Below are 25,019 nucleotides of genomic sequence, written 5' to 3'. Positions count from 1 at the left end.
CTTACCTTTAAACGCTTGGGTGTTACTGAACGCTTTTCAGCTTGACCACATCACCGGACACCGAGGTGGTGTAGCCGGTCAGGACCCAGGCCCAGAACCAGTTTTCCTGGACTTGGGTGTTGATCATGGCGTCGCCGCCCTTGGCCTTGATCGCGGCGGTCTGGGCGCGCACGAAACGGTTGTTCTGGCGGATCGGGATCACGCCGAACAGCAGCAGGCCGGTGGCCTTGGCTTCACTGTGGCCGACAACGGTGTATTGGCTGCTGTCGTATTGCTGGGTTTTCATCGGGGTGCCGGTGCAACCCGCCAGGGCCAGGCCGAACACCGCGCAGGCGATAACTTTGCTGATGTGGTTCATTTGACGCTCCATGGGAAGACGCCCGGGATCCGTCTCTCGGGCGGCGCGTACTCTAACCGATCAGCAACAAATTGACACACCATAATCCGCCCAATTCGGCGCCTCAAAGGCTCATCGCAGAGCCATCCGTCAGGTGCGCCTCCAGCGAAACAGACCCTCGTCGATAACATGAAAACTACGCCACGGAAGGCAGTTCTTTGTCTTGACGGCCGCCAGATAGCGGCCGGTCCCGTTGGAGGGTTTCATCATGATTGACGTGACTGTCTGGAGCGTAACACTGCCGGTGCAAACGCCGGCGCAGGTCGTGGCGACCAAAGCCATGCCGACCTTGAAGAACAAGTATTTCGACAATAACGGCCAGCGGATCGTCTTCTGGGCGCCCGTCACCGGCTCCCATACCGGTAACAGCAAATACCCACGTTCCGAACTGCGGGAAACCAGCCGGGACGGGAAACACCGCAATTGGCGCTACAACAGTGGCACCAATACCCTCAAGGGCGAGCTGTCGGTGAACCAGGTGCCTTCCGAAGGCCGTGTGGTGGTGGCGCAGATTCACGCCAAGAATGCGCCGACGCCCTTGTTGAAACTGGTGTACCGCTATGAAAAGGGCACCGGCAACATCGACGTGGAATACCGGGTCAAGCCCAAGGATAAGAAGAGCCCGGTGATCTTCACCGTGCCCAAGGTGCCGTTGAACAAATCCTTCTCGTATACGTTGCAAATGGACAAGCAAGGCCAGCTCTCGGTGCTGATCGGCAAGAGCGGTAAACAAGTGAAGTTGGACAAGTCCTGGCAAGGCTACAACTTCTATTTCAAGGCCGGCGTCTACACCTTGGATAACAAGGGCTATTCCAATGAAGGCGGGAAAGTGACCTACACCAAGCTGAGCGCCAGTCACAAATGACTGGCGCCCAGCCCTGCTTCAAGCCTTTGACGGCGCGACAAGCGCCTGCTGGCTACGGAAGGTAAACACAAAGCCGACCAACACCAGCAATGCGAAACCGGCAGGGAACAGCCAGATGTTCCGCCAGTCATGACCGCCCGCCACGACAAAGTGATCGGTCACCTGCCCCGCCACCCAGAAACCGATCAGCATCCCCACTCCATAGGTCGCCAGGGTAATCAGGCCCTGGGCCGAGCTGCGGAAGCGCTCAGGTGCCTTGGCGTCGGTGTAGATCTGCCCCGAGACAAAAAAGAAGTCGTAGCAGATGCCGTGCAGGGCAATGCCGGTGAACAGCATGAACGCCAGGTCGCCGTTATTGCCATAAGCAAACAATACGTAGCGCAACGCCCACGCCAGCATGCCCACCAGCAGCGCCAGCTTGATGCCGAAGCGCTGGATGAACAGCGGCAACAGCAGCATGAACAACACTTCCGAGACCTGCCCGATGGCCATTTTCGCCGTGGGGTTGGTCATCCCGGTTTCGGCAAGGAACGGGTTGGCATTCTGGTAGTAGAACGCCAAGGGAATGCAGATCAGGATCGAGGCGATGAAAAACACTAAGTAGCTGCGATCCTTCAACAGCCCCAACGCATCCAGCCCCAGCAATTGCTTGACGCCGCCAGCGCTGGCCTGTTCCTTGAGCGGTGCCGTCGCCGGCAGCGTGAAGCTGTAGAGCCCGAGGACCAGGGACGCGATGGCGGCCATCAGGAACGTATTGCGCAAGCCACCAGCCGTGATCGCTTCGCGCGAATCCCAGGCGAACACGAAGCTGATCACCACCCCGGCGACGATCCAGCCAATGGTCCCCCACACCCGGATGCGGGAGAACTCCAGCGCCGGGTCGCGCATCTGCCGGAACGCCACGGAATTGACCAGGGCCAGCGTTGGCATGTAGACCACCATGTACACCAGCACGTACGGGTAGAACACGTTGAAATCCGCCGCCGAATACAGCTGATACAGCAACACCGCGCCGAGCAGGTGCAGCACCGCCAGGATCCGTTCGGCGTTGAAGAAACGATCGGCGATCAGGCCGATGACAAATGGCGCAATGATCGCCCCCCACGATTGCGTGGAGAACGCCATGCCGATCTGCCCACCACTGGCGCCCAGGGTGCTGGAGAGAAATGTCCCCAGGGTGACGAACCAGCCGCCCCAGATAAAGAATTGCAGGAACATCATCACGCTCAGGCGTGCGTTCATCGTGGTCATGACAGTCACCGTTTTATTGTTGTTCTTGTGAAAAAAAAGCCGCACCGCTTTTGATACAAAAGGACCTCAACTGTGGGAGCAAGGCTTGCCCGCGATGGCCGCGCCGCGGTCTAACCGTTGAACCGCGTTTTCGTTCATCGCGGGCAAGCCTTGCTCCCACAATGGGTTTCCTTGCCATTGGGTTTTGGCCACAGGGTTTTGGGTGGGCGAGTTACCTCAACAGGCCCAACAACCGCCGATTGGAATCCTCATCCGCCGTGACGCTGGCAAAATCATCGAACGCCTTGCCGGTCTTGCTGATCATGTGCCGCTGGATGAACGCCGCCCCTTCAGCGGCCCCCTGTTGCGAATCCTTCAAGCAACATTCCCATTCCAGGACCGCCCAACCGCTGAAGTCGTATTGGGTCAGCTTGCTGAAGATCGATTTGAAATCGATCTGGCCGTCACCCAATGAACGGAACCGCCCGGGGCGATCGACCCAGCCCTGGTAGCCGCCGTACACCCCGGAACGGGCATCGGGGCGAAATTCGGCGTCCTTGACGTGAAACATGCGGATGCGCGCGTGGTAGCGGTCGATGAAGCCCAGGTAGTCCATCTGTTGCAGCAGCAGATGGCTGGGGTCGTAGAGAATCGCCGCCCGTGGGTGATGATCCACCGCCTCCAGGAAGCGCTCGAACGAGGCCCCGTCGTGGAGGTCTTCGCCGGGGTGGATTTCGTAGCACAGGTCCACCCCCGCCGCGTCGAAGCAATCGAGAATCGGCAACCAGCGCCGGGCCAGTTCGGCAAAACCCTGCTCCACCAGACCCGCCGGGCGTTGCGGCCACGGATACACGTACGGCCACAACAGCGCGCCGGAAAACGTCGCATGGGCCTTCAGCCCGAGACGCTGGCTGGCGCGGGCGGCCAGCTTGAGTTGCTCGATCGCCCACTCGGTCCGCGCTTGGGGCTGGCCACGCACATGGGCCGGGGCGAAGTCATCGAACAGCGCGTCGAACGCCGGGTGCACCGCCACCAACTGGCCTTGCAGGTGCGTCGACAGCTCACTGATCTCGACGCCGGCCTGGGCGCAGGTGGCCTTGAGTTCATCGCAATAGTCCTGGCTCTCGGCGGCCCGGGCCAGGTCGATGTATTGCGTGCCCGAGGTCGGCACTTGAATGGCTTTGTAGCCTTGCGAAGCGGCCCACTGAGCGATGTTGGCCAGGGTGTCGAACGGGGCTTCGGCGGACATGAACTGCGCCAGGAAAATACCGGGGCCGCGCAGGCCGCTCGGTGTTGGGTCGGGGGTATTCACAACAAGGATGCTCCAGTTTGCACGGCGGTCCATTTCGCTTCGCCACGGTGGTTGAGGATGGCGGCTTCGATGAATGCCATGCCCCGCAAACCGGTCTCGATGCCGGGTACACCGGGGGCGTCAGGGCCTTCGGCATGACTGCGAATGGCCTGGGCGAAATCGCCGTAGAGGTTGGCCATGGCTTCCAGGTAACCCTCGGGATGCCCGGCCGGCAGACGCATGCGACGTTGAGCCGCCTCGCACAGCCACGGCTGGCCGACACCGCTGCGCAGGATGCGCAAGGGTTGGTCGAAGGCGCGATGGATCAGGCTCGCCGGTTCTTCCTGGCGCCACTCCAAGGCGCCCTTGTCGCCGTAGACGCGAATCTTCAGCGGGTTCTCTTCGCCGGTGCAGACCTGGCTGGCGATCAGCGCGCCGCTGGCGCCGCCGGCCATTTTGAACAGCATCGCCACGTCGTCGTCCAACTGCCGGCCCGGAACGTGCGTGCCCAACGCCGCGCAGAGCTGCTGGATGGGTTGGTCGGCGACGAACTCGGCCAGGGAAAACGCATGGGTGCCGATGTCGCCGATGCAGCCGCCCAGGCCGGACTGCGAGGGGTCGTCACGCCACTCGGCCTGTTTGTTGCCCTGGGCGGCGACATCCTGGCTGAGCCAGCCTTGGGGGTACTCGACCAAGACTTTGCGCACCGCGCCGATCACGCCGGAGCGCACCATGTCCCGGGCCTGCCACACCATGGGGTAGCCCAGGTAGGTGTGAGCCAGACCGTAGAGGCAACGGCTGCCTTGCAGCACTTGCTTGAGGGCGAGCAACTCCTTGAGGTCCAGGGCGGCGGGCTTCTCGCTGAACACATGGAAACCGGCTTTCAAGGCCTGGCTGGCAATGGGTGCGTGAAGGTGATTGGGGGTGACGATCACCAGCAATTCCATGCGCTGGTCAAGCGGCAGCAACGCTTCGGTGTCGAGCATCTGCTGCCAGTCGTGGTAGCAACGCGACGCCGTCAGGCCCAGCGCCGCGCCGGTTTGCCGGGTGTTGTGAGGGTCGCGGCTGAACGCGCCGCAGACCAGTTCGAAACCGCCATCCAGGCCCGCCGCCTGACGATGGGCCTGGCCGATGAACGCGCCCTTTCCACCGCCGACGAAGCCCATTCTTATTTTCGGTGCTACAGGATTCATCGCGATTCTCTTCCTGTCAGGATGATGATGTAACCGGTTACATCATGGCGGAAATCTAGGCTCAGTTTCCCTCCGTGTCAAACCCAACGGGTTCACACCTGAACATTTGTCAGGCGCCCAACCTGCGGTAAGCTCCCCCACCGTACCCCTGTTCCCCGAGGTGATTTTGTCCAACATTCGTGAAGTGGCCCGGCTGGCGGGTGTTTCGGTGGCAACGGTGTCCAGAACGCTGAAATCCCCCGAGCGGGTGCTTCCCGAGACCCGCGACAAGGTCAACGCGGCGGTGGAACAGGCCGGCTATCGGCCCAACCTGATGGCGGTGCAATTTCGCTCCCGCCGCACCGGCAACCTGGTGATCCTGGTGCCGGCCATCGCCAACACGTTTTTCGCCCGGGTCATCAGTGGCGCGCAGCAGGCCGCGCAGGCGGCGGGGTACCGATTGCTGCTGTGCGACACCCAGGGCCGGGGGGAGATCGAGCGGGAATTCGCCGCCCTGGTCTACGCCCATCAGGCTGACGGGGTGATCCAGTTGCGCGCCAGCGACCCTTTCGAGTCGATACCCACTGGCGCCGACGGCCTGCCGTTGGTCAACGCCTGCGAAGTGGTCAAGGGTGCCCCCTACCCGACCATCAGCCTCGACAACCGCGCCGCCGCCCAAGCCATGACCGAGCACCTGATCAGCCTCGGCCACCGCCGCATCGGCATCATCAAGGGGCCGCGCAGCAGTCCCCTGACCCTCGACCGCGTGGCCGGCTACCAGGACGCCCTGCACCAGGCCGGCATCGCCGTCGACCCCAGCCTGATTTGCCATGGCGACTTCACCTTGAAGGCCGGTGATGACGGGGCCGGCGCGATGTTGGCGCTGGCCGACCGCCCCAGCGCGCTGTTCTGTGAAAACGACGAAATGGCCATCGGCGCGCTCCGGCGCATCAAGCACATGGGCCTGCGGGTGCCCGAGGATATTTCCCTGGTGGGCTTTGACGACATCCCATTCGCCGCCTACTGCGACCCGCCCCTGACCACCATTTCCCAGCCTGCCGAAGCGTTTGGTCAAACGGCGGTGCAGATGCTGATTGCCTTGATCGAGAAGAAGCCGATAGCCGAACGGCATGTGGTGTTGCCGTTTGAATTGACGGTGCGTGGCAGTACCGCGCCCCTGGCGTGACCGGGAACCTGTGGCGAGGGAGCTTGCTCCCGCTGGGGCGCGCAGCGGCCCCAAAGCAGGACTCAATCAACCTGACACTCCGCGCTGCCTGGTCGAGGGGCTGCTACGCAGCCCAGCGGGAGCAAGCTCCCTCGCCACAAAAAGCCTTTACGGTGCCTCGACTCGCCATCACCCCCGTTTGAACTACAGTGGAAGAACTCTGCATAAAGCCATAACAAGACGGAGAGTTTCCCATGCGAGTCAACAAGCGTTTCACCCTCCTGGCCGCCGCGGCAGCCTTGGCGGTTACCACCGCGGCCCAGGCGGCCCCGGTGTATATCAACATCCTGACGGGGGGCACCAGCGGGGTTTATTACCCGATCGGGGTCGGGCTTTCACAGATCTACAGCAACGGTATCCAGGACGCCAAGACCTCGGTGCAAGCCACCAAAGCCTCGGTGGAAAACCTGAACCTGTTGCAAGCCGGGCGCGGAGAGCTGGCCCTGGCGTTGGGCGATTCGGTGGCCGATGCGAAAAACGGCGTGGAGGATGCCGGCTTCAAGGCACCGCTGACCAAGCTGCGGGCGATTGCCGGCGCGTACCCCAATTACATCCAGATCGTTGCCAGCGAGGAGTCCGGCATCAAGACCCTGGCGGACCTCAAGGGCAAGACCGTTTCCGTGGGCGCGGCGAAGTCCGGTACCGAGCTCAACGCCCGGGCGATTTTCAAGGCCGCGGGGCTGACCTACCAGGACATGAAGGTCCAGTACCTGCCATTCGCCGAGTCGGTGGACTTGATCAAGAACCGCCAACTGGACGCCACCCTGCAATCCTCCGGCCTGGGCATGGCGGCCATTCGTGACCTGGCGTCGACGATGAAGTTGAATTACGTGTCGATTCCCACCGATGTGGTGGAGAAAATCGGCAACCCGGCCTACCAGAGCGCGATGATCCCCGCCAACACCTACGATGGCCAGGCTGATGCCGTGCCCACCGTGGCCATCACCAATATCCTGGTGACCCGCGCGGACGTCCCGGACGAAGTGGCCTACCAGATGACCAAGCTGCTGTTCGACAACCTCGCCCGCCTGGGCACTTCCCATTCGGCGGCCAAGGACATCAACCTGAAAAACGCCGCGAAAAACCTGCCGATCGCGCTCCACCCCGGTGCCGAGCGCTACTACAAGGAAGTGGGCGCGCTGTAGCCCCGATACGGCCAACGGCGCTCGACGCCGTTGGCCGTCGTGTTTTCGCCCCTTGGATGTGAACAGAAGGCAGGCACCTCATGAGTGAAGACCAGCACGGCATCGCCACGGACCCGCGGGACTGGCCCAAGACCTTGTTCTACGTGGCCTTGCTGTTTTCAGTGTTTCAGATCGTCACCGCCGCGTTTTCTCCGGTTTCCAGCATCGTGCTGCGGGCCGTGCATGTCGGCTTCCTGCTGTGGGTGGTGTTCCTCAGCTACCCGGCCTATGGCAAGCAGCGACCCTGGCAACCCTTGGCCTGGGTCCTGGGCCTGGGGGGCATGGCAACGGCCGTCTATCAATGGGTGTTCGAGGCCGACCTGATCCAGCGCTCTGGCGACCTGACCACCGCCGACATGGTCATCGGCGTGATCCTGATCGTGCTGGTGTTCGAAGCCGCACGGCGGGTGATGGGCATTGCGCTGCCGATCATTTGCGGCCTGTTCCTGGCCTATGGCCTGTTCGGCGAACATCTGCCGGGCGATTTGGCCCATCGCGGCTATGGCGTCGACCAAATCATCAATCAATTGTCGTTCGGCACCGAAGGGCTGTATGGCACGCCCACCTACGTGTCGGCCACGTATATCTTCCTGTTCATCCTGTTCGGCGCCTTCCTGGAAAAGGCCGGCATGATCAAGCTGTTCACCGATTTTGCCATGGGCCTGTTTGGCCACAAGCTGGGCGGCCCGGCCAAAGTGTCCGTGGTGTCCTCGGCGCTGATGGGCACCATCACCGGTTCGGGCATCGCCAACGTCGTCACCACCGGGCAATTCACCATCCCGCTGATGAAGCGCTTCGGCTACAAGGCCGCGTTTGCCGGCGGTGTAGAAGCCACCTCCAGCATGGGCAGCCAGATCATGCCGCCGGTGATGGGCGCGGTGGCGTTCATCATGGCCGAAACCATCAACGTACCATTCGTGGAAATCGCCAAGGCGGCGCTGATACCGGCGTGCCTGTATTTCGGCTCGGTGTTCTGGATGGTTCACCTGGAAGCCAAGCGCTCCGACCTCAAGGGCCTGCCCAAGGACCAATGCCCCAGCGCCTGGGGGGCGGTCAAGGAAAGCTGGTACTTGCTGATCCCCCTCGCGGTCTTGGTCTACCTGCTGTTTTCCGGGCGCACACCGCTGTTTTCCGGCATGGTCGGCCTGGCGTTGACGGCCATCGTGATCCTCGGTTCGGCGATCATTTTCAAGGTCTCGAGCTTCGCGTTGCGCTGTGCCTTCTGGGTTGCGCTAGGCCTGCTCTGCGTCGGTTTTTTCCGGGTGGGCATCGGTGTCGTCTTCGCGGTGATCGGGCTACTGGTGGTGGCCTGCTGGTTCATGCAAGGCACGCGGGAAACCCTGGTCATCTGCCTGCACGCCTTGGTGGACGGTGCCCGTCACGCCGTTCCGGTGGGGATCGCCTGTGCCTTGGTCGGCACCATCATCGCGGTGGTTTCGCTGACCGGCGTGGCGTCTACCTTCGCCGGCTACATCCTCGCCATCGGCAAGGACAATCTGTTCCTGTCGCTGCTCCTGACCATGCTCACCTGCCTGGTGCTGGGCATGGGCATCCCGACCATTCCCAACTACATCATCACCAGCTCCATCGCCGCGCCGGCCCTGTTGGAACTGGGCGTGCCGCTGATCGTGTCGCACATGTTCGTGTTCTATTTCGGCATCCTCGCCGACCTGACGCCACCGGTCGCCCTGGCCTGTTTCGCCGCCGCCCCCATCGCCCGGGAAAGTGGCCTGAAGATCAGCTTCTGGGCGGTGCGCATCGCCCTCGCCGGTTTCGTCATTCCGTTCATGACGGTCTATAACCCGGCCTTGATGCTCCAGGGCGACAGCCTGTGGATGACGGCGTACATGCTGATCAAGACGTTACTGGCTGTCGGGCTCTGGGGGATGGCATCCACCGGTTACCTGCAACAAAAAATGCCGCTGTGGGAACGCCTGATGTGCTTTGCCGCGGGCGCGTTGCTGGTGGTTGCCCTGCCCCTCACCGATGAGATTGGTTTCGTGCTGGGTGGGCTGCTGATCTTCCAGCATGTTTGGCGCGCGCGACGTAGCGGACGGGCCTTGGCGTGATCGGGCTGTGCCTGGGCCTGTCCGGCGTGGTCTGGGCCCAGCTTGCCGTGACCGATTTCACCTTGGCGTGGAGCCACACCATCGAGAAGATCCGCTGGGAGGAAGACTATCGCGTCAGTGAGCAGGGCCTGGTCCTGGGTGAGGCAAGGGTCAAGGGCAACGGCGCGGGCATGGAGATTCCCGACAATGCCCGGCTGGAAAATGGCAGTTGGCACTATCGGCGCCAGATGCCACCTCTGCAACCGCTGAAACTGGGGCGCACGCCCCAGGCCGGTGATTATCAATTGTGTTTCGACGGGGGTTGTCAGCCGATGAGTCATTGGTTGGGGCCGCCTACGGCGGGCCAGCCTACGGTGGAGCTGTGGAGTTGCGGACAATCCTGAGCCCATCAGAAAACACCTGAGAAAAAGTAGACATCTGTGGCGAGGGAGCTTGCTCCCGCTGGGCTGCGTAGCAGCCCTCAACCAGGCAACGCGGTGTGTCTGGTTGATTCAATCAGCTTCATTCGGGGCCGCTTCGCGACCCAGCGGGAGCAAGCTCCCTCGCCACAGAGATCATCATTGCATCGAAGGCGGGTATTTCACTCAGGCAAACGTCGCCCCCCGGGTATTCACGAACAGCGAATACAACGAGTGGCTGCCGGCCATGAACAACCGATTGCCTTCCCGGCCGCCGAAGCAGACGTTAGGGCATCGCTCCGGCAGGGAGATGTGCCCGATGGCCTTGCCTTCGGGGTTGAACACCCGCACGCCGTCGAGCTTTTCCAGGTCGGCCTTGGGATCGCCATTGCCGCCCCAACCGCACCAGAGGTTGCCGCTCTCGTCGCACTTGATGCCATCGATCGCCGCGTAATCCAGGCCTTCGATGTGCTTGCGCCGCTCGCCCAGGGTGCCGTCGGCCTTGACTGCGATTGCCCAAACCAAGCGGTTGGGCTTGGCCCGGCCTTCGACTACATAGAGGGTTTTCTCGTCCGGGGAAAAACACAGCCCGTTCGGCCCCGCCAGGTCATCGATCACCCGAGTGACCTTGCCGTTTTCGCCATTGATGCGGTACACCGCGTGGGGCTGGACCGGGGTGACTTTGTGCCCTTCGTAGTTATTGCCGGTCTGGAACGGTGGGTCGGTGAACCAGACCGAACCGTCCCGCTTGCAGACGATGTCGTTGGGCGAGTTGAAAGGCTTGCCCTCGAAACTGTCCGCCAGCACGGTGAGGGTGCCGTTGTGCTCGGTGCGGGTGATGCGCCGGCCTTCGCTGGAGGTGGTGGAGCCTTCGCACACCAGCAGCCGCCCCTGACGGTCGCGGCACATGCCGTTGGAGAAATTGGAGTTCTCGCGGTACACCGACAGACCGCCGGTGATTTCATCCCAGCGCACGATGCGGTTGTTGGGAATGTCACTGACCAGCAAGTAACGCCCGTCACCGACCCACACCGGCCCTTCCGCCCAACGCAGGCCGCTGGCGAGCTTCTCCACGCTGGCGTTGAAGATGCGCAAGTCCATGAAACTGGGATCAAGGATGTTGATCAGCGGGTCCGGGTAACGCTGGCTCAAGGGCTCGGCCTGGGCGAGCCCCGGCAGGTTGCCGAGGGTGGCGGCGGCGGCCGAGACCACCAGGGATTTTTTCAGGAAGACCCGGCGGCCCTGATCGGCGGCGGTTGCAGATTGCGAAGCATCCATCGTGCGTCTCCGTTAATTATTATTGGACGGGGATGACAGTTTTACTCTTTGGTAGGACATCGTACAAGATCAGCTCAAACGCTTTCATTTTCCAAGGCTCAGGCAGGTTCGGCGGAACAAACCTTTCATTGCCACGTTGATAGGAGGCTTCGGCAGCCCAACGTAGGCACCGCGGCGCGTTTCGGCGCTTGTCTCTTGCGAGCCTTATGGGGTACAAATCCGTAAGTTGTACGACAACATAAATAATAATATCCACGCTGCCTGACTTCAGCACTTCACTTTTTGAGACCCTGCCATGACCCGCTCCACCGCTACACCTGCTACCCCCACACCGTTACCCCGCCACCTCGCCGTACTTGTCCTGCTGTGCATGGGCTGTGCCTTCGCCGGCAACCACGTCGCCGCCCGGGCCGCGTTCGATGACGGTGCCGGGGTGTTGCTGGCGATCCTTTTGCGTTCGGGCGGAACGCTGCTGGTGTTGGCGGCGATGGTGCTCTGGCAACGGCAAAGCCTGCGCTTGCCGCCCGGTGCGTGGCGTTGGCAATTGACCCTGGGGCTGTTGATCGGCGCCCAGAGCCTGTGCCTGTACTCCGCTGTGGCGCGAGTGCCGGTGGCGTTGGCCTTGTTGGTGGGCAACGTGTTTCCGATCCTGCTGGCCTTGCTCACCTGGGCGTTGGGTGGCCCCCGCCCGACGGCGCGTACCGCCGCGTTGATGGGCATGATCCTGGTGGGGCTGGTGTTCGTGCTGGAAGTGCCGGCCCGGCTATCGTCCGAACAGGATGTCGGCCCGCAATGGCTGCTCGGGGTGGGCCTGGCCTTCTGCGCCGCGTGTGTGTTCGCCTGTGCGCTGTGGATCACTGATCACAAGTTGTCCCAGGTGCGCGGCTCAGTCCGCAGCCTGCTGACGATTTTCATCGTGTTCAGCAGCGTCAACCTTGCCGGCCTGACCGGTGCCCTGCCCGGCGGTTTCGACCTGCCGGCCACCAGCACCGGTTGGTTCGCCCTGGCGACACTGGTGGTGCTCTACGGCACCGGGTTTATCGTGCTGTTCATCTCTGTGCCCCGGCTGGACATGCCGCGCAACGCCCCGGTGATGAACATCGAACCGTTGGCGACACTGCTGATCGGCTGGCTGGTGCTGGACCAGATGCTCAACCCAGGCCAGGTATTGGGCGGTGCGATTGTAGTGACGGGCATCGTGTTGCTGACCTATCGCAAGGTTGAGCGGGCCGAGGTGCCGGTGGCTGTACCGACAAATTGAGCTGGCTGACCACCGTTATGTGGCGAGGGGATTTATCCCCGCTGGGGCGCGAAGCGGCCCTAAAACCCTACATCTCAGTGTGTCAGGTTCATGAAGTTGGCTGAACTAGGGGCTGCTTCGCAGCCCAGCGGGGATAAATCCCCTCGCCACAATGGTGTTGTGCTGGCCCAAAGATAGTCTTCGCCCTGCGGAAACTTGTTCCCAAACCCACAGTCCTACCCCAGCCGTGAAAACCTCGCCGACCTGCAGCGACGGATTTTCCAGCTGATCGGCGCCAAGCCTGGCGCTATAGCACCTCCCCCTTCTTGAGCCGTTCGCCCCATGCGCCACCCTGTTCGCTCTTGCCGTTTCGTTTCGCTGTGCCTGCTTGCCCTGTTTCCCTTATTTACCAGCCCCGCCCAGGCCCGCGGCGAAAGGCAGTTGGTGGAAGCCATCAACGACTTCCGTAGCCAGTCCCGTCGTTGTGAATGGCGCACGCTGCGCGCCACGCCGCCGCTGGTGCTGCGTTCGAGCCTGGGCTTGCCGATCGGCTTTCGCGGCGGCCTGCGGGACACCTTGAAAGACGCCGGCTATCAAGCCCAGGCCGTGCGCAGCATTCGCCTGACCGATGCGCGGGACGCCGAAGAAGCCTTTGAAATGCTGGCCGATGAATATTGCGCAGCGCTGCTGGACAACCAGTACGCCGATATCGGCGTCAATCGGGTCGGTGATGAATGGCGCGTCGTGCTGGCGCAGCCCATGGGCGGCGCGCGGATGAGCGATGCGGGAGCGTCGGACAAGACGCTGCTGGCCCAGGTCAATGCCGCCAGGGCCAAGCCCCGGATGTGCGGGCGCCAGCGCTTCGCGGCGACTCGGCCGCTGAGCTGGAACGCCGCCTTGGGCACGGCGGCCCAGGGCCACAGCCGGTCGATGGCCCGGGAGAATTATTTCGCCCATCGCGACCCGGACGGACGCTCCACCTCCGATCGGGCCAAGAGCGCCGGTTTTCGCGGACGTAAATTGGGCGAGAACATCGCCGCCGGGCAACGCTCACCGAGCCAGACCTTGCACGATTGGCTCGCCAGCCCCGGACATTGCGCCAACCTGATGAACCCGATGTTTACCCAGATGGGCGCAGCCTCGGCCCGCGATTCACGCAGCGATGCGGGGGTGTATTGGACGATGGTGCTTGGCGCGCCGTGAAACATTACTCCCAGCGCTGAACCATACGCTGTGGTGGCGAGGGAGCTTGCTCCCGCTGGACTGCGAAGCAGGCCCAAGGCATTGGCGACCGCTTCGCGGTCGAGCGGGAGCAAGCTCCCTCGCCACAAGGGCTACGGCGAATCGGCCAGCGCTCACACGGGCCGACGCACCGCCCGCACCTTGCCACTGCCACCGCCGCCACAGAAAAACCGGTCGGCCCCGTCGGACTCCAACCCCGACACACCAACCCCAGGCGGCATCGTCACGCTTTCCAGCACTTGCGCCGTTTGCGGATCGATCCGCCGCAAGTCGCTCTCGTCGTTTTCCCAGGTGCCATGCCACAGTTCGCCATCGACCCAGGTCACGCCCGTGACGAAGCGGTTGGACTCGATGGTGCGCAGGACCCGGCCGTCGACGGGATCGATCTGCAAAATCTTGCGTGCCTTGTACTGACCGACCCAGAGCGAGCCTTCGGCCCACGCCAGGCCGGAATCATCACCGCTGTTGGGGGCCGGAATCGTGGCTAGGACCTGGCCGGTGCGCGGGTCGATCTTGCGGATGCTGTCACCGGCGATCTGGAACAAATGCTCACCGTCGAACGCCGTGCCCGCGTTCGCCGGGACCTCGAGCGCATGCACGGTCTGGCCGCTGGCGGGATCGAGTGCGTGCAGCTTCTCGCCTGAAGCGAACCAGACACGCTCGCCGTCATGGCTGACGCCGTGCACGCAGTCAACGCCCGGGAACGGGCCGTATTCACGCAGGATCTGTGCTTCTGAACGTTTCATCTCACTCGCCTCATCGGTGGGGGGTACGCGTCCATCCTAGCCATCGGATGGCAGTGCCGTGAGTAACAATACCGTCGCGAATCCAGGCATCGGCGGCGCCATCCAACGCCGGGCCCTGGCGCGCCCGAACGACTGCGCCTTGCCGGTGGCGGCCAGTGTTTCCAAGGCCCGCTGCACGCTGCGCTGGCTGATGTCCAGGGCCAGCGCCAGGGCCGAAGTGGACCAGGCTTCGCCATCGGCCAATAGCGCCAGCACCGCTCCGTAGGGTTCCTCGACGGGGCGCGCGAGCACCACGACCTCATCGGCCTGTCGCGGCACCAGGGTAAAACCGCGCGGGGTGGCCTTCACCTCCGCCAACGGACGCAGCATCGCCCGTAACCGCCCCATCTCGACCCGCAGCCGGGCGCGATGGGACTCATCCGTCAGCTTCAAGCCAAAGGCCTGGGTCATGAGCGCTGCCCTCGACACATCGCCAGGCCAGGCTTGCGCCAACTCGCGGGCCAGGGCAAACAACACCGGGCGCCGGGCCAGGTTGACCTGAATGCCAGCGCCGCTGATTCCATAGCTGCAGGCGTCCACCACCAGCGCCGCCCCGGCCAACAGCGCTTGCACCTCTTCCAGCACAAGCAGGCGTTCTTCGCCCCGGGCAATCAGGCGCGCGGCGGGCGTGCTCAGCAATTGCCAGGCGCTTTCGATTTCGGCGCCCAGCGCACCGATGCCCGCTTGCCGTGCAGCGTGCCCGGCCCGCTCGAGGGCGGCACGGGCGATCTGCGTTTGCAGGCGCCGCATGGCAATTCCCGCAGCCACCAACTCGCAAGCCGCCCGCGATGCCAAGGGCAGCAAGGCAAGGTCCAGATCGACGAGTTTGAGTTCCGCCTCATCGAGTCGGCCGATCAATAGCAGGCGGCGGATCTCGATCGTGTGGGCATGGGCGACGTTCGCTCGGTCGCCGTGGGTTTCGAGCACCGCCCGCGCGGCGTCGAGGCGTTTCATCGGCCACGCCAGGTCACGGGACGCCAGGGCGATCTCGCCTTCGGCGATCACACAGCGCGCCCGTGCCATGGCCTCCTTGGGCCCGAAGGCCGCACCGGCTCGACGCATCAGGGCCCGGGCCTTGGCCAGTTCGCCCAACTGCGCCATGGCAATGCCACGCAGCGCAAGGGCTGGGGCATCGTTGCGCAAGGCGATGCGATTGAGCGCGGCCACGGGGTCTCCCGCTGCCAATGCTTGCGCTGCCGTGGTGATCTCGTAATCCATAAACGATGACCTTTGTGGCGAGGGAGCTTGCTCCCGCTGGGCTGCGCAGCGGCCCCAAGGCCAGGCGCCACGGTGTGTCAGGTTGATGTGGGCTGCTTCATGGGGGGCGCTTCGCGCCCCAGCGGGAGCAAGCTCCAGCGCCACAAAAATGCGTGCCCCAACCCAAACCTGCCGCAGTCCAAGCAATGGGTAACGGCTACAAGCGAATGTCAGCCGCCGCCACCACATCGATCCGCGACACCGCACTGCTCAGCCGTCCCAATCGGTTGTTGTGGTTGGCGATGATCTGGTCGGCCGCCATGCTGCCGTTGTCCACGGTAGAGTGGGCGTCGGCCGCCAGGACCACGTCGTACCCCAGGGCATGGGCCTGGCGCACGGTGGCGTTGACGCAACAGTCGGTTTGCAGCCCGCAGATGACCAGGCGATCAATGCCTCGGGCCTGCAGCAAGGGTTGCAGGTCGGTCTGGTAGAAGGCATCGGGCGTGGTCTTGCGTACCCGCAGGTCATCCGCAGCGGTCAACAGGTCGGCGGTCAGTTGCCAGCCGGCAGCGCCATAGGCCAGCGCGCCCTCCAGTTCTTCATGCTGGATCAGGATCACTGTCCGGCCGACAGCCCGGGTCCTGGCACTGAGGTCGTTGATCGTCTGGAGGATGCGCTGGCGATCGAAGCACTCTTCTTCGCCGCTGCACAGCGCCTCTTGGACATCGATGATCAGCAATGCGGTGTTCATATTTTCCTCTTCTGACGGTATCGGAGCCGCGTTCCATCAATAACCCAACGACAGCCCCGTGTTGCGACGGGGGGCGTTGGCGCCATAGAAGCGGTTCTTGCCCACGGGCTTGCCGTCCAATGATGACGCGGCCGCCACTGGCGCCTGGGAGGCGGCCTGGGCATTCAGAAAACTGAAGGTCAGCGTGGTCGCAACGAGGGTCCGGGCAAAGGATTCGAACTTCATGAGTCGGGCTCTTCTTGTTTTAAAAAGTCGGGGGAGCGCATCAAGAGCACAAATGTCCTGTATCACCTGTGGGAGCCAGGCTTGCCCGCGATGGTATCGCCTCGGTTTTTCAGGTACACCGAGGTGTTTGCATCGCGGGCAAGCCTTGCTCCCACATTTTTTACGAGTGGCTGTTTCAGGACACTTCAGTATGGCTGGGTTTGGGTAATTCGCCCGTTTCCGAGTCGACCGGATGACGTCAAGGCAGCCTTGGGATAGGCTCCTGAGGTTCATCTTGCTGCATAAGGACATCGCCGATGACGCTACGAATCGAACGCACCGACACCCCCACTGACGAAGAACGCCAGGCCATCCTCGCCCCGCTACGCGCCTATAACACGGCCCAGACCGGTGGAAGTGCACCTGAACTGGTGGCCTGGCTGGTGCGGGACGAACAGGGCGACATTGTCGGTGGGCTGTATGGTCGAGTGTTTTTTCGCTGGCTGTATATCGAGCTGCTGGTGGTACCAGAACAGGCCCGGGGCCAGGGCACCGGCTCGACCCTGATGCAGATGGCCGAAGAACTGGCCCGGGAGAAAAACTGCGTGGGCATCTGGCTGGACACCTTCGACTTCCAGGCGCCGGAGTTCTACCGCAGGCAAGGCTTCACCGAGTGCGGCCAGATTGACGACTATCCCCCGGGCCACCAGCGCTTCTTCTTCCAGAAACGCCTGACGCCTACCAATTGAAGTACTGATCCTGTGGGAGCGGGCTTGCTCGCGAAGGCGGAGAATCAGTCGACAACAATGTTGAATGATTAACCGCTTTCGCGAGCAAGCCCGCTCCCACACTCGATCCGGTTCTCAATTCGAGTTGCTTAAAGACACGTCGCCAGCGCCGCCAACCGGCGCTTGGCCACGAAGTCGTCGTGCTTGGCGTAATAACTCAACTCCGTGCCCGTCGCACCAGCATGCAAATCGACAAACGATTCGGCAGAGCGGGTATACACCGTCGAACCGCCCTTCTTGCCCGGTTGCAGGTAGGCGCCGGCGTCGACACCGAACACCGCTTCGTCCTGCCAGGAGAACTGCACGCACTGGGCCACGACCTGTTCGGGCTTGTCCGAGGTCAGTGTCTTGTAAGGGGCCTGGGTCCGGGCCTCGTTCATCGCCGAACCCGCGCAACCGGCCAGCAAGGTGGCGACCAGGGCCACCGTCAACATTCGCATCGCGTTCACTCACCGAGAAAAAAACGGACTGTAGCACTGCGACCCGGGCCTCCGTGCTGCTTTACTGAAATTTACACGGGACATCGGCCTGCGATTCGCGCACCCTGTCGCGCCATTGCCACCTGCCACGCGGAACACCCCATGACCCCCAACGCCGAATTCTACAAACCCACCACCGAATACGCCGACAAACTGATCAGCCAGATCGGCCAGACACCGTCCTGGATCGCCAAGCGCATCGGCGTCACCGACAAACGAATTCGCTACATCCTCGACGGCGAACGTACCGTCAAGGGCGAAACCACGCCGATCCAGATGACCTACACCGAACAATTCGCCCTCGAATGCCTGGCGGCTGCGGCCAAGGCCAGCAAGAAGCAATCCTCGTCCCCCAAGGAGTGACCATGGCGGCAACCGAACAGCAACACGAACGGGCCCTGGAAAAATTTCTCGATGAGCGCCCCGAACTGCGCCACGAACTGGACCACCTCAACCCGCTGCTGGCCCAGGCCAAGGGCGAGACCGCCGCGCAGTACCGCGCCGAGCGCTTGCATGAAGCGTTCGAAGCCGAGGCCGAGCGCCTGGGCGTGTTTGCCTGGGAACTGACCCTGCAACTGACCGCCGCCTCGCCCGAGGACTACCAGGCCCAGCGCCTGGAGGTGCATAAGGAAGTGGCGGAGATGGCGGGGATGGAATGGGCAGAGTATTGCGAGCTCAATGGCCTAAAGGCCAAGCACTAAGCCTTTGTGGCGAGGGAGCTTGCTCCCGCTGGCCTGCGCAGCAGGCCTAAAAAAAGCAACTCATTCAACCTGACACACTGCGTTGCCAGATCCAGGGGCTGCTGCGCAGCCCAGCGGGAGCAAGCTCCCTCGCCACAAGGTCAATCTCCAAAGCGCTCCTCCTCCCTGGCAATCGCCCCACCGCCCATAAAGCTTTATCATGGCCGCAGTTTTGCTGATCGGGTCTGTCATGAAGTTCGCCATCGCGCTGTTTTCCGCCGCCCATGCGCCCTCCTCCCGCCGTGCCTTATTGTTTGCCCAGGCGGCGCTGGCGGGTGGGCATGAGATCGTGCGGCTGTTTTTCTATCAGGACGGCGTCTACAACGCCTGCGCCAGTGTGGTCACGCCCCAGGACGAACAGGACCTGCCTCAGCAATGGCGCGCCTTTGTCAGCGACAACCAGCTCGACGGCGTGGTTTGCATTGCGGCGGCGTTGCGCCGTGGCATGTTGAACGAGGAAGAGGCCCAGCGCTATCAGCGCTTGGCGGCCAGTGTCGAAGCGCCCTGGGCCTTGTCCGGGCTGGGCCAGTTGCACGACGCAATCCAGGACGCCGACCGCTTGATCTGTTTTGGAGGCGCGTGATGGCCAAGTCTTTATTGCTCATCAGCCGCCAAGCCCCGTGGTCCGGCCCCGGTGCCCGCGAAGCGCTGGACATCGTCCTCGCCGGCGGGGCGTTCGACCTGCCCATCGGCTTGCTGTTTCTCGATGACGGCGTGTTCCAGCTCAGCGCCGGCCAAAACGCCAAGGCAGTCCAGCAAAAGGACCTGAGCGCCAACCTGCAGGCCTTGCCGATGTTCGGGGTCGAAGAGCTGTTCCTCTGCGCCGACAGCGCCGCCGAACGCGGCGTTGCCACCGATGCCTTGGCGCTGGGCGAGGTAAAAGTACTGGGCGCGCCGGACATCGCCGCGCTCATCGACCGCTACGACCAGGTGATCACCCTCTGATGTCGACTTTGCATGTGTTGTCTCATTCGCCCTTCGGCGACAACCGCCTCGCCAGTTGCCTGCGGGTACTGGGCAATCAGGATGCGCTGCTGTTGTGCGGCGACGCAACGTACGCGTTGCAACCGGGCAGCCCACCGTTTGACGTGCTGCAGGCTGCCGGCGTGAACCTGTTCGTGCTCGCCGAAGACCTCCAGGCCCGCGCCCTGGACACGCCGGACTGGGCCGAAGCCATCAATTATTCAGGTTTCGTCGAGCTGTCGATCGAGCACGACAAGGTCAACACCTGGCTATGAACACGCTGAACGTGGGCGGTCGCGCCATCGCACTGGACAAGGACGGCTACCTGGCCGACCTGGACGACTGGTCGGCCGAAGTCGCCACCGCCCTGGCCGCCGCCGAAGACATCGACTTGAGTCCCGAACACTGGGAAATCCTCGAACTGCTACGCGGTTTCTACAACGAATTCCAGCTCTCCCCCGCGACCCGGCCGCTGATCAAGTACACGGCGCTGAAACTGGGGGCGGACAAAGGCAACAGCCTGCACCTGAACCGATTGTTCAAAGGCACTCCCGCCAAACTCGCCGCCAAGCTGGCGGGCCTGCCCAAACCGACGAATTGCTTATGACCGACTTCCCAGCGCTGACCCTTGAAACCCCGGCCGAACACCCATTCGCCCAATTCGTGCGCATCCTTGGCAAAGGCAAGCGCGGCGCCCGCAACCTGACCCGCGAAGAAGCCCACGAAGCCATGGGCCTGGTCCTCGATGAAAAAGTCGAGGACACCCAACTGGGCGCCTTCCTGATGCTGCTGCGGCACAAGGAAGAAAGCGCCGAGGAAATGGCCGGCTTCACCGAAGCCCTGCGTGAGCGCCTGGTGGTTCCGGCGTTGACGGTAGACCTCGACTGGCCGACCTACGCCGGCAAGAAGCGCCATTTGCCGTGGTACCTGCTGGCGGCCAAATGCCTGGGGCAGAACGGCGTGCGGATTTTCATGCACGGCGGCGGCGCTCACACCGCCGGGCGGCTTTACACCGAACAATTGCTGGGCTTGCTGCGGATCCCGCTGTGCCGGGATTGGCAGCAGGTCGGCAGCGCGCTGGACAACGGCGGCCTGGCCTTCATGCCGCTGGTGGATTGGGCGCCGCAAATGCAGCGCATGATCGACCTGCGCAACACCCTGGGCCTGCGCTCGCCGATCCATTCCCTGGCGCGGATCCTCAATCCGCTGGCGGCTCGTTGTGGCTTGCAAAGCATCTTCCACCCGGGCTACCAGGCCGTGCATCGCGACGCCAGCGGCTTGCTCGGTGATACCGCCATCGTGATCAAGGGCGACGGCGGCGAGATCGAGATCAACCCGGACGCCGATAGCCACCTGTATGGCACCACCGGCGGCGCCAGTTGGGACGAAGAATGGCCGCGACTGGCCGAGCAGCGCCACGTCAAACCCGAGAGCCTCGACCCCGAGCACTTGAAGGCAATCTGGCGCGGTGACGTCGAGGACAGCTACCCGCAACTGGCGCTGATCGCCACCATGGCGTTGGCGCTACGCGGCTTGGGCGATACTCGCGAAGCAGCATTCGAGAAAGCCCGACGGTATTGGGATGCAAGGGACCGTTCGATTTAACCGATCATTAACGCCCAACCTTTGCGCTTTTAGTTCGAACCTATCGGAATAGACTCGGCTCCAATATTTATGGGTCGAGGAGATTGAGATGGGTTTGTTGGTCGAGGGCCGCTGGCAGGACCAGTGGTATGAAAGCAAGGACGGCAGTTTCCAGCGCGAGCAGGCGCAACGCCGCAATTGGGTGACCGCCGACGGCAGCGCCGGCCCTTCCGGCGAGAGCGGCTTTGCCGCCGAGGCCGGGCGCTACCATTTGTATGTCTCCCTGGCCTGCCCCTGGGCCCACCGCACGCTGATCTTTCGCAAGCTCAAAGGCCTGGAAAACCTGATCGATGTCTCGGTGGTCAGCTACCTGATGCTGGAAAACGGCTGGACCTTCGACCAGGCCCACGGCTCCACGGGTGACAAACTCGACGACCTGCAATTCCTTCATCAGCGCTACACCGCCGACACGCCGGACTACACCGGCCGCGTCACCGTGCCGGCCCTTTGGGACAAACAGCAACAACGCATCGTCAGCAACGAATCGGCGGAAATCATCCGCATGTTCAACAGTGCCTTCGACGGCTTGACCGGCAACGACCTGGACCTGTATCCCGAACACCTGCGCCATGAGATCGATGCACTGAACGGGCGTATCTACCCGGCGGTGAACAATGGCGTCTATCGCGCTGGATTCGCCACGGCCCAAGCGGCGTACGAAGAAGCCTTCGACCGATTATTTGCCGAGCTGGATTGGCTGGAAACGTTGCTGGCAAACCGTCGTTACCTGGCGGGCGAATACCTGACCGAGGCCGACATCCGCCTCTTCACCACGATGATCCGCTTCGACGCGGTGTACTTCGGCCATTTCAAATGCAACCTGCGGCGCATCGCCGATTACACGAACCTGTCGAACTGGCTGCGGGAGCTGTACCAATGGCCGGGGATTGCCGAAACCGTGGATTTCACCCATATCCAGGGCCATTACTACGGCAGCCACAAGACCATCAATCCGAATGGGATCGTGCCCAAGGGGCCGAAGCAGGACTTCATGGTTGCCCATGATCGGGGAAGGTTGAGTGGGAAAGGGATTTGGCGTGGGGCTGGGGATTGATCCGGGATCTTTGTTGCAATTGAGGGCCTCTTCGCGAGCAAGCCCGCTCCCACATTTGATCGTCGTGCAACCATAAATCTGTGGTTGTACACCGTCCCATTGTGGGAGCGAGCCTGCTCGCGAAAGGGGGCGACGCGGTCTTCAGACCTGCCCCTGAGCCCCTTCAAACCAGGCCAACTTCTCACGCAACTGCACCACTTCCCCAACGATCACCAGCGTCGGCGCATGCACCTCGTGCTCGGCCACCAGCCTTGGCAAATCCGCCAAGGTACCGGTAAAGACCCGCTGGTTGGACGTCGTACCCTGCTGAATCAACGCCGCCGGCGTATCCGCCGCACGGCCGTGCTTGATCAGCTCGTTGCAGATCATCGGCAAGCCAACCAAACCCATGTAGAACACCAGCGTCTGCGCCGGCGACACCAGGTCGGCCCATGGCAGGTCACTGGTGCCGTCCTTGAGATGGCCAGTAATGAAACGCACCGACTGGGCGTGGTCGCGATGGGTCAAAGGGATCCCGGCATAGGCCGCGCAACCGCTGGCGGCAGTGATGCCTGGGACGACCTGGAACGGGATGCCATGGGCCGCCAGTTCTTCGATCTCTTCGCCGCCGCGACCGAAGATGAACGGATCGCCGCCCTTCAATCGCACTACACGTTTGCCCTGGCGGGCCAGGTCGACCAATTGCTGGTTGATCTGGTCCTGGGGGACGGCGTGGTCGGCGCGGCGCTTGCCGACGTAGATGCGCTCGGCGTCGCGCCGGCACAGCTCGAGGATCGCCGGGGCCACCAGGCGGTCGTACAACACCACGTCCGCCTGCTGCATCAGGCGCAAGGCGCGGAAGGTCAGCAGGTCCGGATCACCCGGCCCGGCCCCCACCAGATAGACTTCGCCCGGTGCGCTTGGCGCCTGGCCGTCGATCTTTTCCCGCAACAAGCGCTCGGCCTCGCCGCCCTGCCCGGCCAACTGACGGTCGGCGATGGGGCCTTGGAACACTTCTTCCCAGAATGCCCGGCGCTGCTGGACATCGGGGAACAAACCTTTGACCTGATTGCGAAAACGCGCCGCCAGCCCCGCCAGTTGCCCGTAAGTCGAAGGAATCCAGGTTTCCAGCTTGGCCCGGATCAGCCGCGCCAGCACCGGCGCATCGCCGCCACTGGACACCGCAATCACTAATGGGGAGCGGTCGACGATGGCCGGAAAGATCACGCTGCACAGGGCCGGCGCGTCCACCACGTTGACCGGCACGCAACGCTTGTGAGCGTCGGCCGAGACCTGGGCATTGAGCGGTTCGTCGTCGGTGGCGGCAATGATCAGCACGCAACCGTCCAGATCCGTCTCCAGGTAACCACGCTGGACACACTCGCCGCCGCTGCCACTGACCAGTTCCCGCAACTGCGGTTCGATGTCGGGTGCGACCACCCGCAGCAACGCGCCGGCATCGGCCAGCAGGCGGGACTTGCGCAAGGCAATTTCCCCGCCGCCGACCACCAGCACGCGGCTGCCGCGCAGGTTGTGGAACAGTGGCAGATAGTCCATTTAGCCGATGACCTCGATGCCGCCCATGTAGGGTTTCAACACCTCGGGCACCCGGATCGAACCGTCGGCCTGCTGGTAGTTTTCCAGCACGGCCACCAGCGTACGCCCCACCGCCAGGCCGGAGCCATTGAGGGTGTGGACCAGTTCCGGCTTGCCGGTTTCCGGATTGCGGAAACGCGCCTGCATGCGGCGGGCCTGGAAGTCGCCGCAGTTGGAGCACGAGGAAATCTCGCGGTACTTGTCCTGGCTCGGGATCCAGACTTCCAGGTCGTAGGTCTTGACCGCGCTGAAGCCCATGTCGCCGGTGCACAGCGCCAGGGTGCGATACGGCAGTTCCAGCAGTTGCAGGACTTTCTCGGCGTTGGCGGTCAGGCTTTCCAGGGCTTCCATGGACTTCGAAGGCTCGACGACCTGGACCATCTCGACCTTGTCGAACTGGTGCTGGCGGATCATGCCGCGGGTATCACGGCCCGACGCCCCGGCCTCACTGCGGAAGCACGGCGTATGGGCGACGAACTTGATCGGCAGTTGCTTGGCGTCGACGATTTCGCCAGCGACGATATTGGTCAGCGAGACTTCGGCGGTCGGGATCAGGTACAGGTCGGCCTCGCCGTCGCGGCTGATCTTGAACAGGTCTTCCTCGAACTTCGGCAACTGGCCAGTGCCTTGCAGCGCCGGGGCCTGGACCAGGTACGGCGTGTAGGCTTCTTCGTAGCCGTGCTCGGTGACGTGCAGGTTGATCATGAACTGCGCCAGGGCCCGATGCAGACGGGCGATCGGCCCGCGCAGCAAGGCGAAACGCGCGCCCGACAGCTTGGCGGCGGTTTCGAAGTCGAGCCAGCCGAACTTCTCGCCCAACGCCACGTGGTCCTGCACCGGGAAATCGAAGGTGGTCGGCGTGCCCCAACGGCGCACTTCGACGTTGCCGTCTTCGTCTTCACCGACCGGCACCGATTCGTGAGGCAGGTTCGGGATGCCCAGCAGGATCGAATCCAGCTCGGTCTGGATCGCGTCCAGCTCGACCTTGCCCGCGCTCAATTCGCCCGCCATGCGCTCGACATCGGCCATCAGCGGCGCGATGTCTTCGCCACGCTGCTTGGCCTGGCCGATGGACTTAGAGCGCGCGTTACGTTCAGCCTGCAGGGCTTCGGTGCGGGTCTGGACGGTCTTGCGCTGTTCTTCCAGCGCTTCGATGCGCGCGACATCCAGGGCAAAGCCACGGGAAGCCAGGCGGTCCGCTACGTCCTGGAGGTTGCTACGTAACAGTTTGGAATCGAGCATGTCGGT

27 protein-coding genes and 1 pseudogene are annotated in these 25,019 nt (G+C 63.0%); 16 read left to right on the top strand and 12 right to left on the bottom strand.

Features of this window, described 5'->3' with window-relative positions; all coding sequences use genetic code 11:
* Positions 1–22 precede the first annotated feature (22 nt).
* Entirely contained in the window at positions 23–358 is a 336-nt protein-coding gene (locus J3361_RS00995) for a hypothetical protein (RefSeq protein ID WP_207961561.1), read from the bottom strand.
* Between the two features lie 247 nt (positions 359–605).
* Between J3361_RS00995 and J3361_RS00990 the strand changes: the two genes are divergently transcribed.
* The gene (locus J3361_RS00990; RefSeq protein ID WP_207961559.1) at positions 606–1,262 is read left to right on the top strand and encodes a polysaccharide lyase family 7 protein; all 657 of its coding nucleotides are present in this window, start codon (positions 606–608) and stop codon (positions 1,260–1,262) included.
* A gap of 18 nt (positions 1,263–1,280) precedes the next feature.
* Here J3361_RS00990 and J3361_RS00985 read toward each other — a convergent pair whose 3' ends face one another.
* The 3 genes from J3361_RS00985 to J3361_RS00975 all read right to left on the bottom strand — a co-directional run bounded on the left by J3361_RS00985 (position 1,281) and on the right by J3361_RS00975 (position 4,976).
* A complete protein-coding gene (locus J3361_RS00985) occupies positions 1,281–2,513 on the bottom strand; it encodes a nucleoside permease (RefSeq protein WP_207961557.1) in 1,233 nt (410 codons plus the stop codon).
* A gap of 211 nt (positions 2,514–2,724) precedes the next feature.
* Positions 2,725–3,837, bottom strand: a complete 1,113-nt coding sequence (locus J3361_RS00980; RefSeq protein ID WP_207961554.1) for a sugar phosphate isomerase/epimerase — start codon at positions 3,835–3,837, stop codon at positions 2,725–2,727.
* Entirely contained in the window at positions 3,801–4,976 is a 1,176-nt protein-coding gene (locus J3361_RS00975; protein WP_207961552.1) for a Gfo/Idh/MocA family oxidoreductase, read from the bottom strand. Before J3361_RS00975 ends, J3361_RS00980 begins: the two co-directional genes overlap by 37 nt.
* 166 nt (positions 4,977–5,142) lie before the next feature.
* On the opposite strand from J3361_RS00975, the gene J3361_RS00970 reads away from it, so the two are divergent.
* From J3361_RS00970 to J3361_RS00955, 4 genes are all read left to right on the top strand, one after another.
* The gene (locus J3361_RS00970; protein ID WP_207961550.1) at positions 5,143–6,141 is read left to right on the top strand and encodes a LacI family DNA-binding transcriptional regulator; all 999 of its coding nucleotides are present in this window, start codon (positions 5,143–5,145) and stop codon (positions 6,139–6,141) included.
* A 233-nt stretch (positions 6,142–6,374) separates the two neighbouring features.
* Positions 6,375–7,325 carry a TAXI family TRAP transporter solute-binding subunit gene (locus J3361_RS00965; RefSeq protein WP_207961548.1) on the top strand — a complete coding sequence of 317 codons (951 nt, stop codon included), beginning with the start codon at positions 6,375–6,377 and terminating at the stop codon, positions 7,323–7,325.
* An 80-nt stretch (positions 7,326–7,405) separates the two neighbouring features.
* Entirely contained in the window at positions 7,406–9,433 is a 2,028-nt protein-coding gene (locus J3361_RS00960) for a TRAP transporter permease (RefSeq protein WP_207961546.1), read from the top strand.
* Positions 9,430–9,816, top strand: coding sequence for a DUF1850 domain-containing protein (locus J3361_RS00955; RefSeq protein WP_207961543.1), 387 nt, complete (start codon positions 9,430–9,432; stop codon positions 9,814–9,816). The genes J3361_RS00960 and J3361_RS00955 overlap by 4 nt, the downstream gene beginning before the upstream one ends.
* 201 nt (positions 9,817–10,017) lie before the next feature.
* Here the strand turns inward: J3361_RS00955 and J3361_RS00950 are convergent, their stop codons facing one another.
* A complete protein-coding gene (locus tag J3361_RS00950; RefSeq protein WP_207961541.1) occupies positions 10,018–11,109 on the bottom strand; it encodes an SMP-30/gluconolactonase/LRE family protein in 1,092 nt (363 codons plus the stop codon).
* Positions 11,110–11,404: 295 nt separating this feature from the next.
* Here J3361_RS00950 and J3361_RS00945 point away from each other — a divergent pair, with 295 nt between their 5' ends.
* Together J3361_RS00945 and J3361_RS00940 are read left to right on the top strand one after the other, a co-directional pair.
* A complete protein-coding gene (locus J3361_RS00945; RefSeq protein ID WP_207961539.1) occupies positions 11,405–12,370 on the top strand; it encodes a DMT family transporter in 966 nt (321 codons plus the stop codon).
* A gap of 321 nt (positions 12,371–12,691) precedes the next feature.
* Positions 12,692–13,552: a CAP domain-containing protein gene (locus J3361_RS00940; protein WP_207961537.1), complete on the top strand. Its 861-nt coding sequence runs from the start codon at positions 12,692–12,694 to the stop codon at positions 13,550–13,552.
* A 152-nt stretch (positions 13,553–13,704) separates the two neighbouring features.
* On the opposite strand, the gene J3361_RS00935 is transcribed toward J3361_RS00940, so the two are convergent.
* The 4 genes and pseudogenes from J3361_RS00935 to J3361_RS00920 all read right to left on the bottom strand — a co-directional run.
* The gene (locus tag J3361_RS00935) at positions 13,705–14,337 is read right to left on the bottom strand and encodes a DUF5074 domain-containing protein (RefSeq protein WP_207961535.1); all 633 of its coding nucleotides are present in this window, start codon (positions 14,335–14,337) and stop codon (positions 13,705–13,707) included.
* A gap of 36 nt (positions 14,338–14,373) precedes the next feature.
* Entirely contained in the window at positions 14,374–15,594 is a 1,221-nt protein-coding gene (locus tag J3361_RS00930; protein WP_207961533.1) for a helix-turn-helix domain-containing protein, read from the bottom strand.
* Between the two features lie 196 nt (positions 15,595–15,790).
* On the bottom strand, positions 15,791–16,324 hold the full coding sequence (locus tag J3361_RS00925; RefSeq protein ID WP_207961531.1) for a cysteine hydrolase family protein: 534 nt from the start codon (positions 16,322–16,324) through the stop codon (positions 15,791–15,793).
* Between the two features lie 36 nt (positions 16,325–16,360).
* A pseudogene (locus J3361_RS00920) lies at positions 16,361–16,453 on the bottom strand (gamma-glutamyltransferase); the annotation flags it as partial.
* A 392-nt stretch (positions 16,454–16,845) separates the two neighbouring features.
* Here J3361_RS00920 and J3361_RS00915 point away from each other — a divergent pair.
* The gene (locus J3361_RS00915; RefSeq protein WP_207961529.1) at positions 16,846–17,277 is read left to right on the top strand and encodes a GNAT family N-acetyltransferase; all 432 of its coding nucleotides are present in this window, start codon (positions 16,846–16,848) and stop codon (positions 17,275–17,277) included.
* 128 nt (positions 17,278–17,405) lie between these two features.
* Here the strand turns inward: J3361_RS00915 and J3361_RS00910 are convergent, their stop codons facing one another.
* Positions 17,406–17,756 (bottom strand): hypothetical protein, encoded by a 351-nt coding sequence (locus tag J3361_RS00910; RefSeq protein ID WP_207961527.1) that lies wholly within the window; start codon positions 17,754–17,756, stop codon positions 17,406–17,408.
* Positions 17,757–17,897: 141 nt separating this feature from the next.
* Here J3361_RS00910 and J3361_RS00905 point away from each other — a divergent pair, with 141 nt between their 5' ends.
* The 8 genes from J3361_RS00905 to J3361_RS00870 all read left to right on the top strand — a co-directional run bounded on the left by J3361_RS00905 (position 17,898) and on the right by J3361_RS00870 (position 22,196).
* Entirely contained in the window at positions 17,898–18,158 is a 261-nt protein-coding gene (locus J3361_RS00905; protein WP_053123144.1) for a hypothetical protein, read from the top strand.
* 2 nt (positions 18,159–18,160) lie between these two features.
* Entirely contained in the window at positions 18,161–18,496 is a 336-nt protein-coding gene (locus J3361_RS00900) for a DUF6388 family protein (protein ID WP_207961525.1), read from the top strand.
* Positions 18,497–18,725: 229 nt separating this feature from the next.
* On the top strand, positions 18,726–19,118 hold the full coding sequence (tusD, locus tag J3361_RS00895; protein ID WP_207961523.1) for a sulfurtransferase complex subunit TusD: 393 nt from the start codon (positions 18,726–18,728) through the stop codon (positions 19,116–19,118).
* Positions 19,118–19,480 (top strand): sulfurtransferase complex subunit TusC, encoded by a 363-nt coding sequence (gene tusC / locus J3361_RS00890; RefSeq protein ID WP_207961520.1) that lies wholly within the window; start codon positions 19,118–19,120, stop codon positions 19,478–19,480. The genes tusD and tusC overlap by 1 nt, the downstream gene beginning before the upstream one ends.
* Entirely contained in the window at positions 19,480–19,773 is a 294-nt protein-coding gene (gene tusB / locus J3361_RS00885) for a sulfurtransferase complex subunit TusB (protein WP_207961518.1), read from the top strand. Before tusC ends, tusB begins: the two co-directional genes overlap by 1 nt.
* Positions 19,770–20,105 carry a TusE/DsrC/DsvC family sulfur relay protein gene (locus J3361_RS00880; RefSeq protein ID WP_207961516.1) on the top strand — a complete coding sequence of 112 codons (336 nt, stop codon included), beginning with the start codon at positions 19,770–19,772 and terminating at the stop codon, positions 20,103–20,105. The genes tusB and J3361_RS00880 overlap by 4 nt, the downstream gene beginning before the upstream one ends.
* Positions 20,102–21,103: a glycosyl transferase family protein gene (locus tag J3361_RS00875; RefSeq protein ID WP_207961514.1), complete on the top strand. Its 1,002-nt coding sequence runs from the start codon at positions 20,102–20,104 to the stop codon at positions 21,101–21,103. The genes J3361_RS00880 and J3361_RS00875 overlap by 4 nt, the downstream gene beginning before the upstream one ends.
* An 88-nt stretch (positions 21,104–21,191) precedes the next feature.
* Positions 21,192–22,196, top strand: a complete 1,005-nt coding sequence (locus J3361_RS00870) for a glutathione S-transferase family protein (RefSeq protein WP_207961512.1) — start codon at positions 21,192–21,194, stop codon at positions 22,194–22,196.
* Positions 22,197–22,337: 141 nt separating this feature from the next.
* Here J3361_RS00870 and cysG read toward each other — a convergent pair whose 3' ends face one another.
* On the bottom strand, positions 22,338–23,732 hold the full coding sequence (gene cysG / locus J3361_RS00865) for a siroheme synthase CysG (protein WP_207961510.1): 1,395 nt from the start codon (positions 23,730–23,732) through the stop codon (positions 22,338–22,340).
* Positions 23,733–25,013, bottom strand: a complete 1,281-nt coding sequence (gene serS, locus J3361_RS00860; RefSeq protein WP_053185694.1) for a serine--tRNA ligase — start codon at positions 25,011–25,013, stop codon at positions 23,733–23,735.
* Positions 25,014–25,019 lie beyond the last annotated feature (6 nt).

This window comes from Pseudomonas sp. OA65 (assembly GCF_017498305.1).
Lineage (GTDB): Bacteria > Pseudomonadota > Gammaproteobacteria > Pseudomonadales > Pseudomonadaceae > Aquipseudomonas > Aquipseudomonas zanjanensis.
Note: the sequence above shows the minus strand (reverse complement) of the source record. Positions and strands in the feature narration are given on the sequence as shown.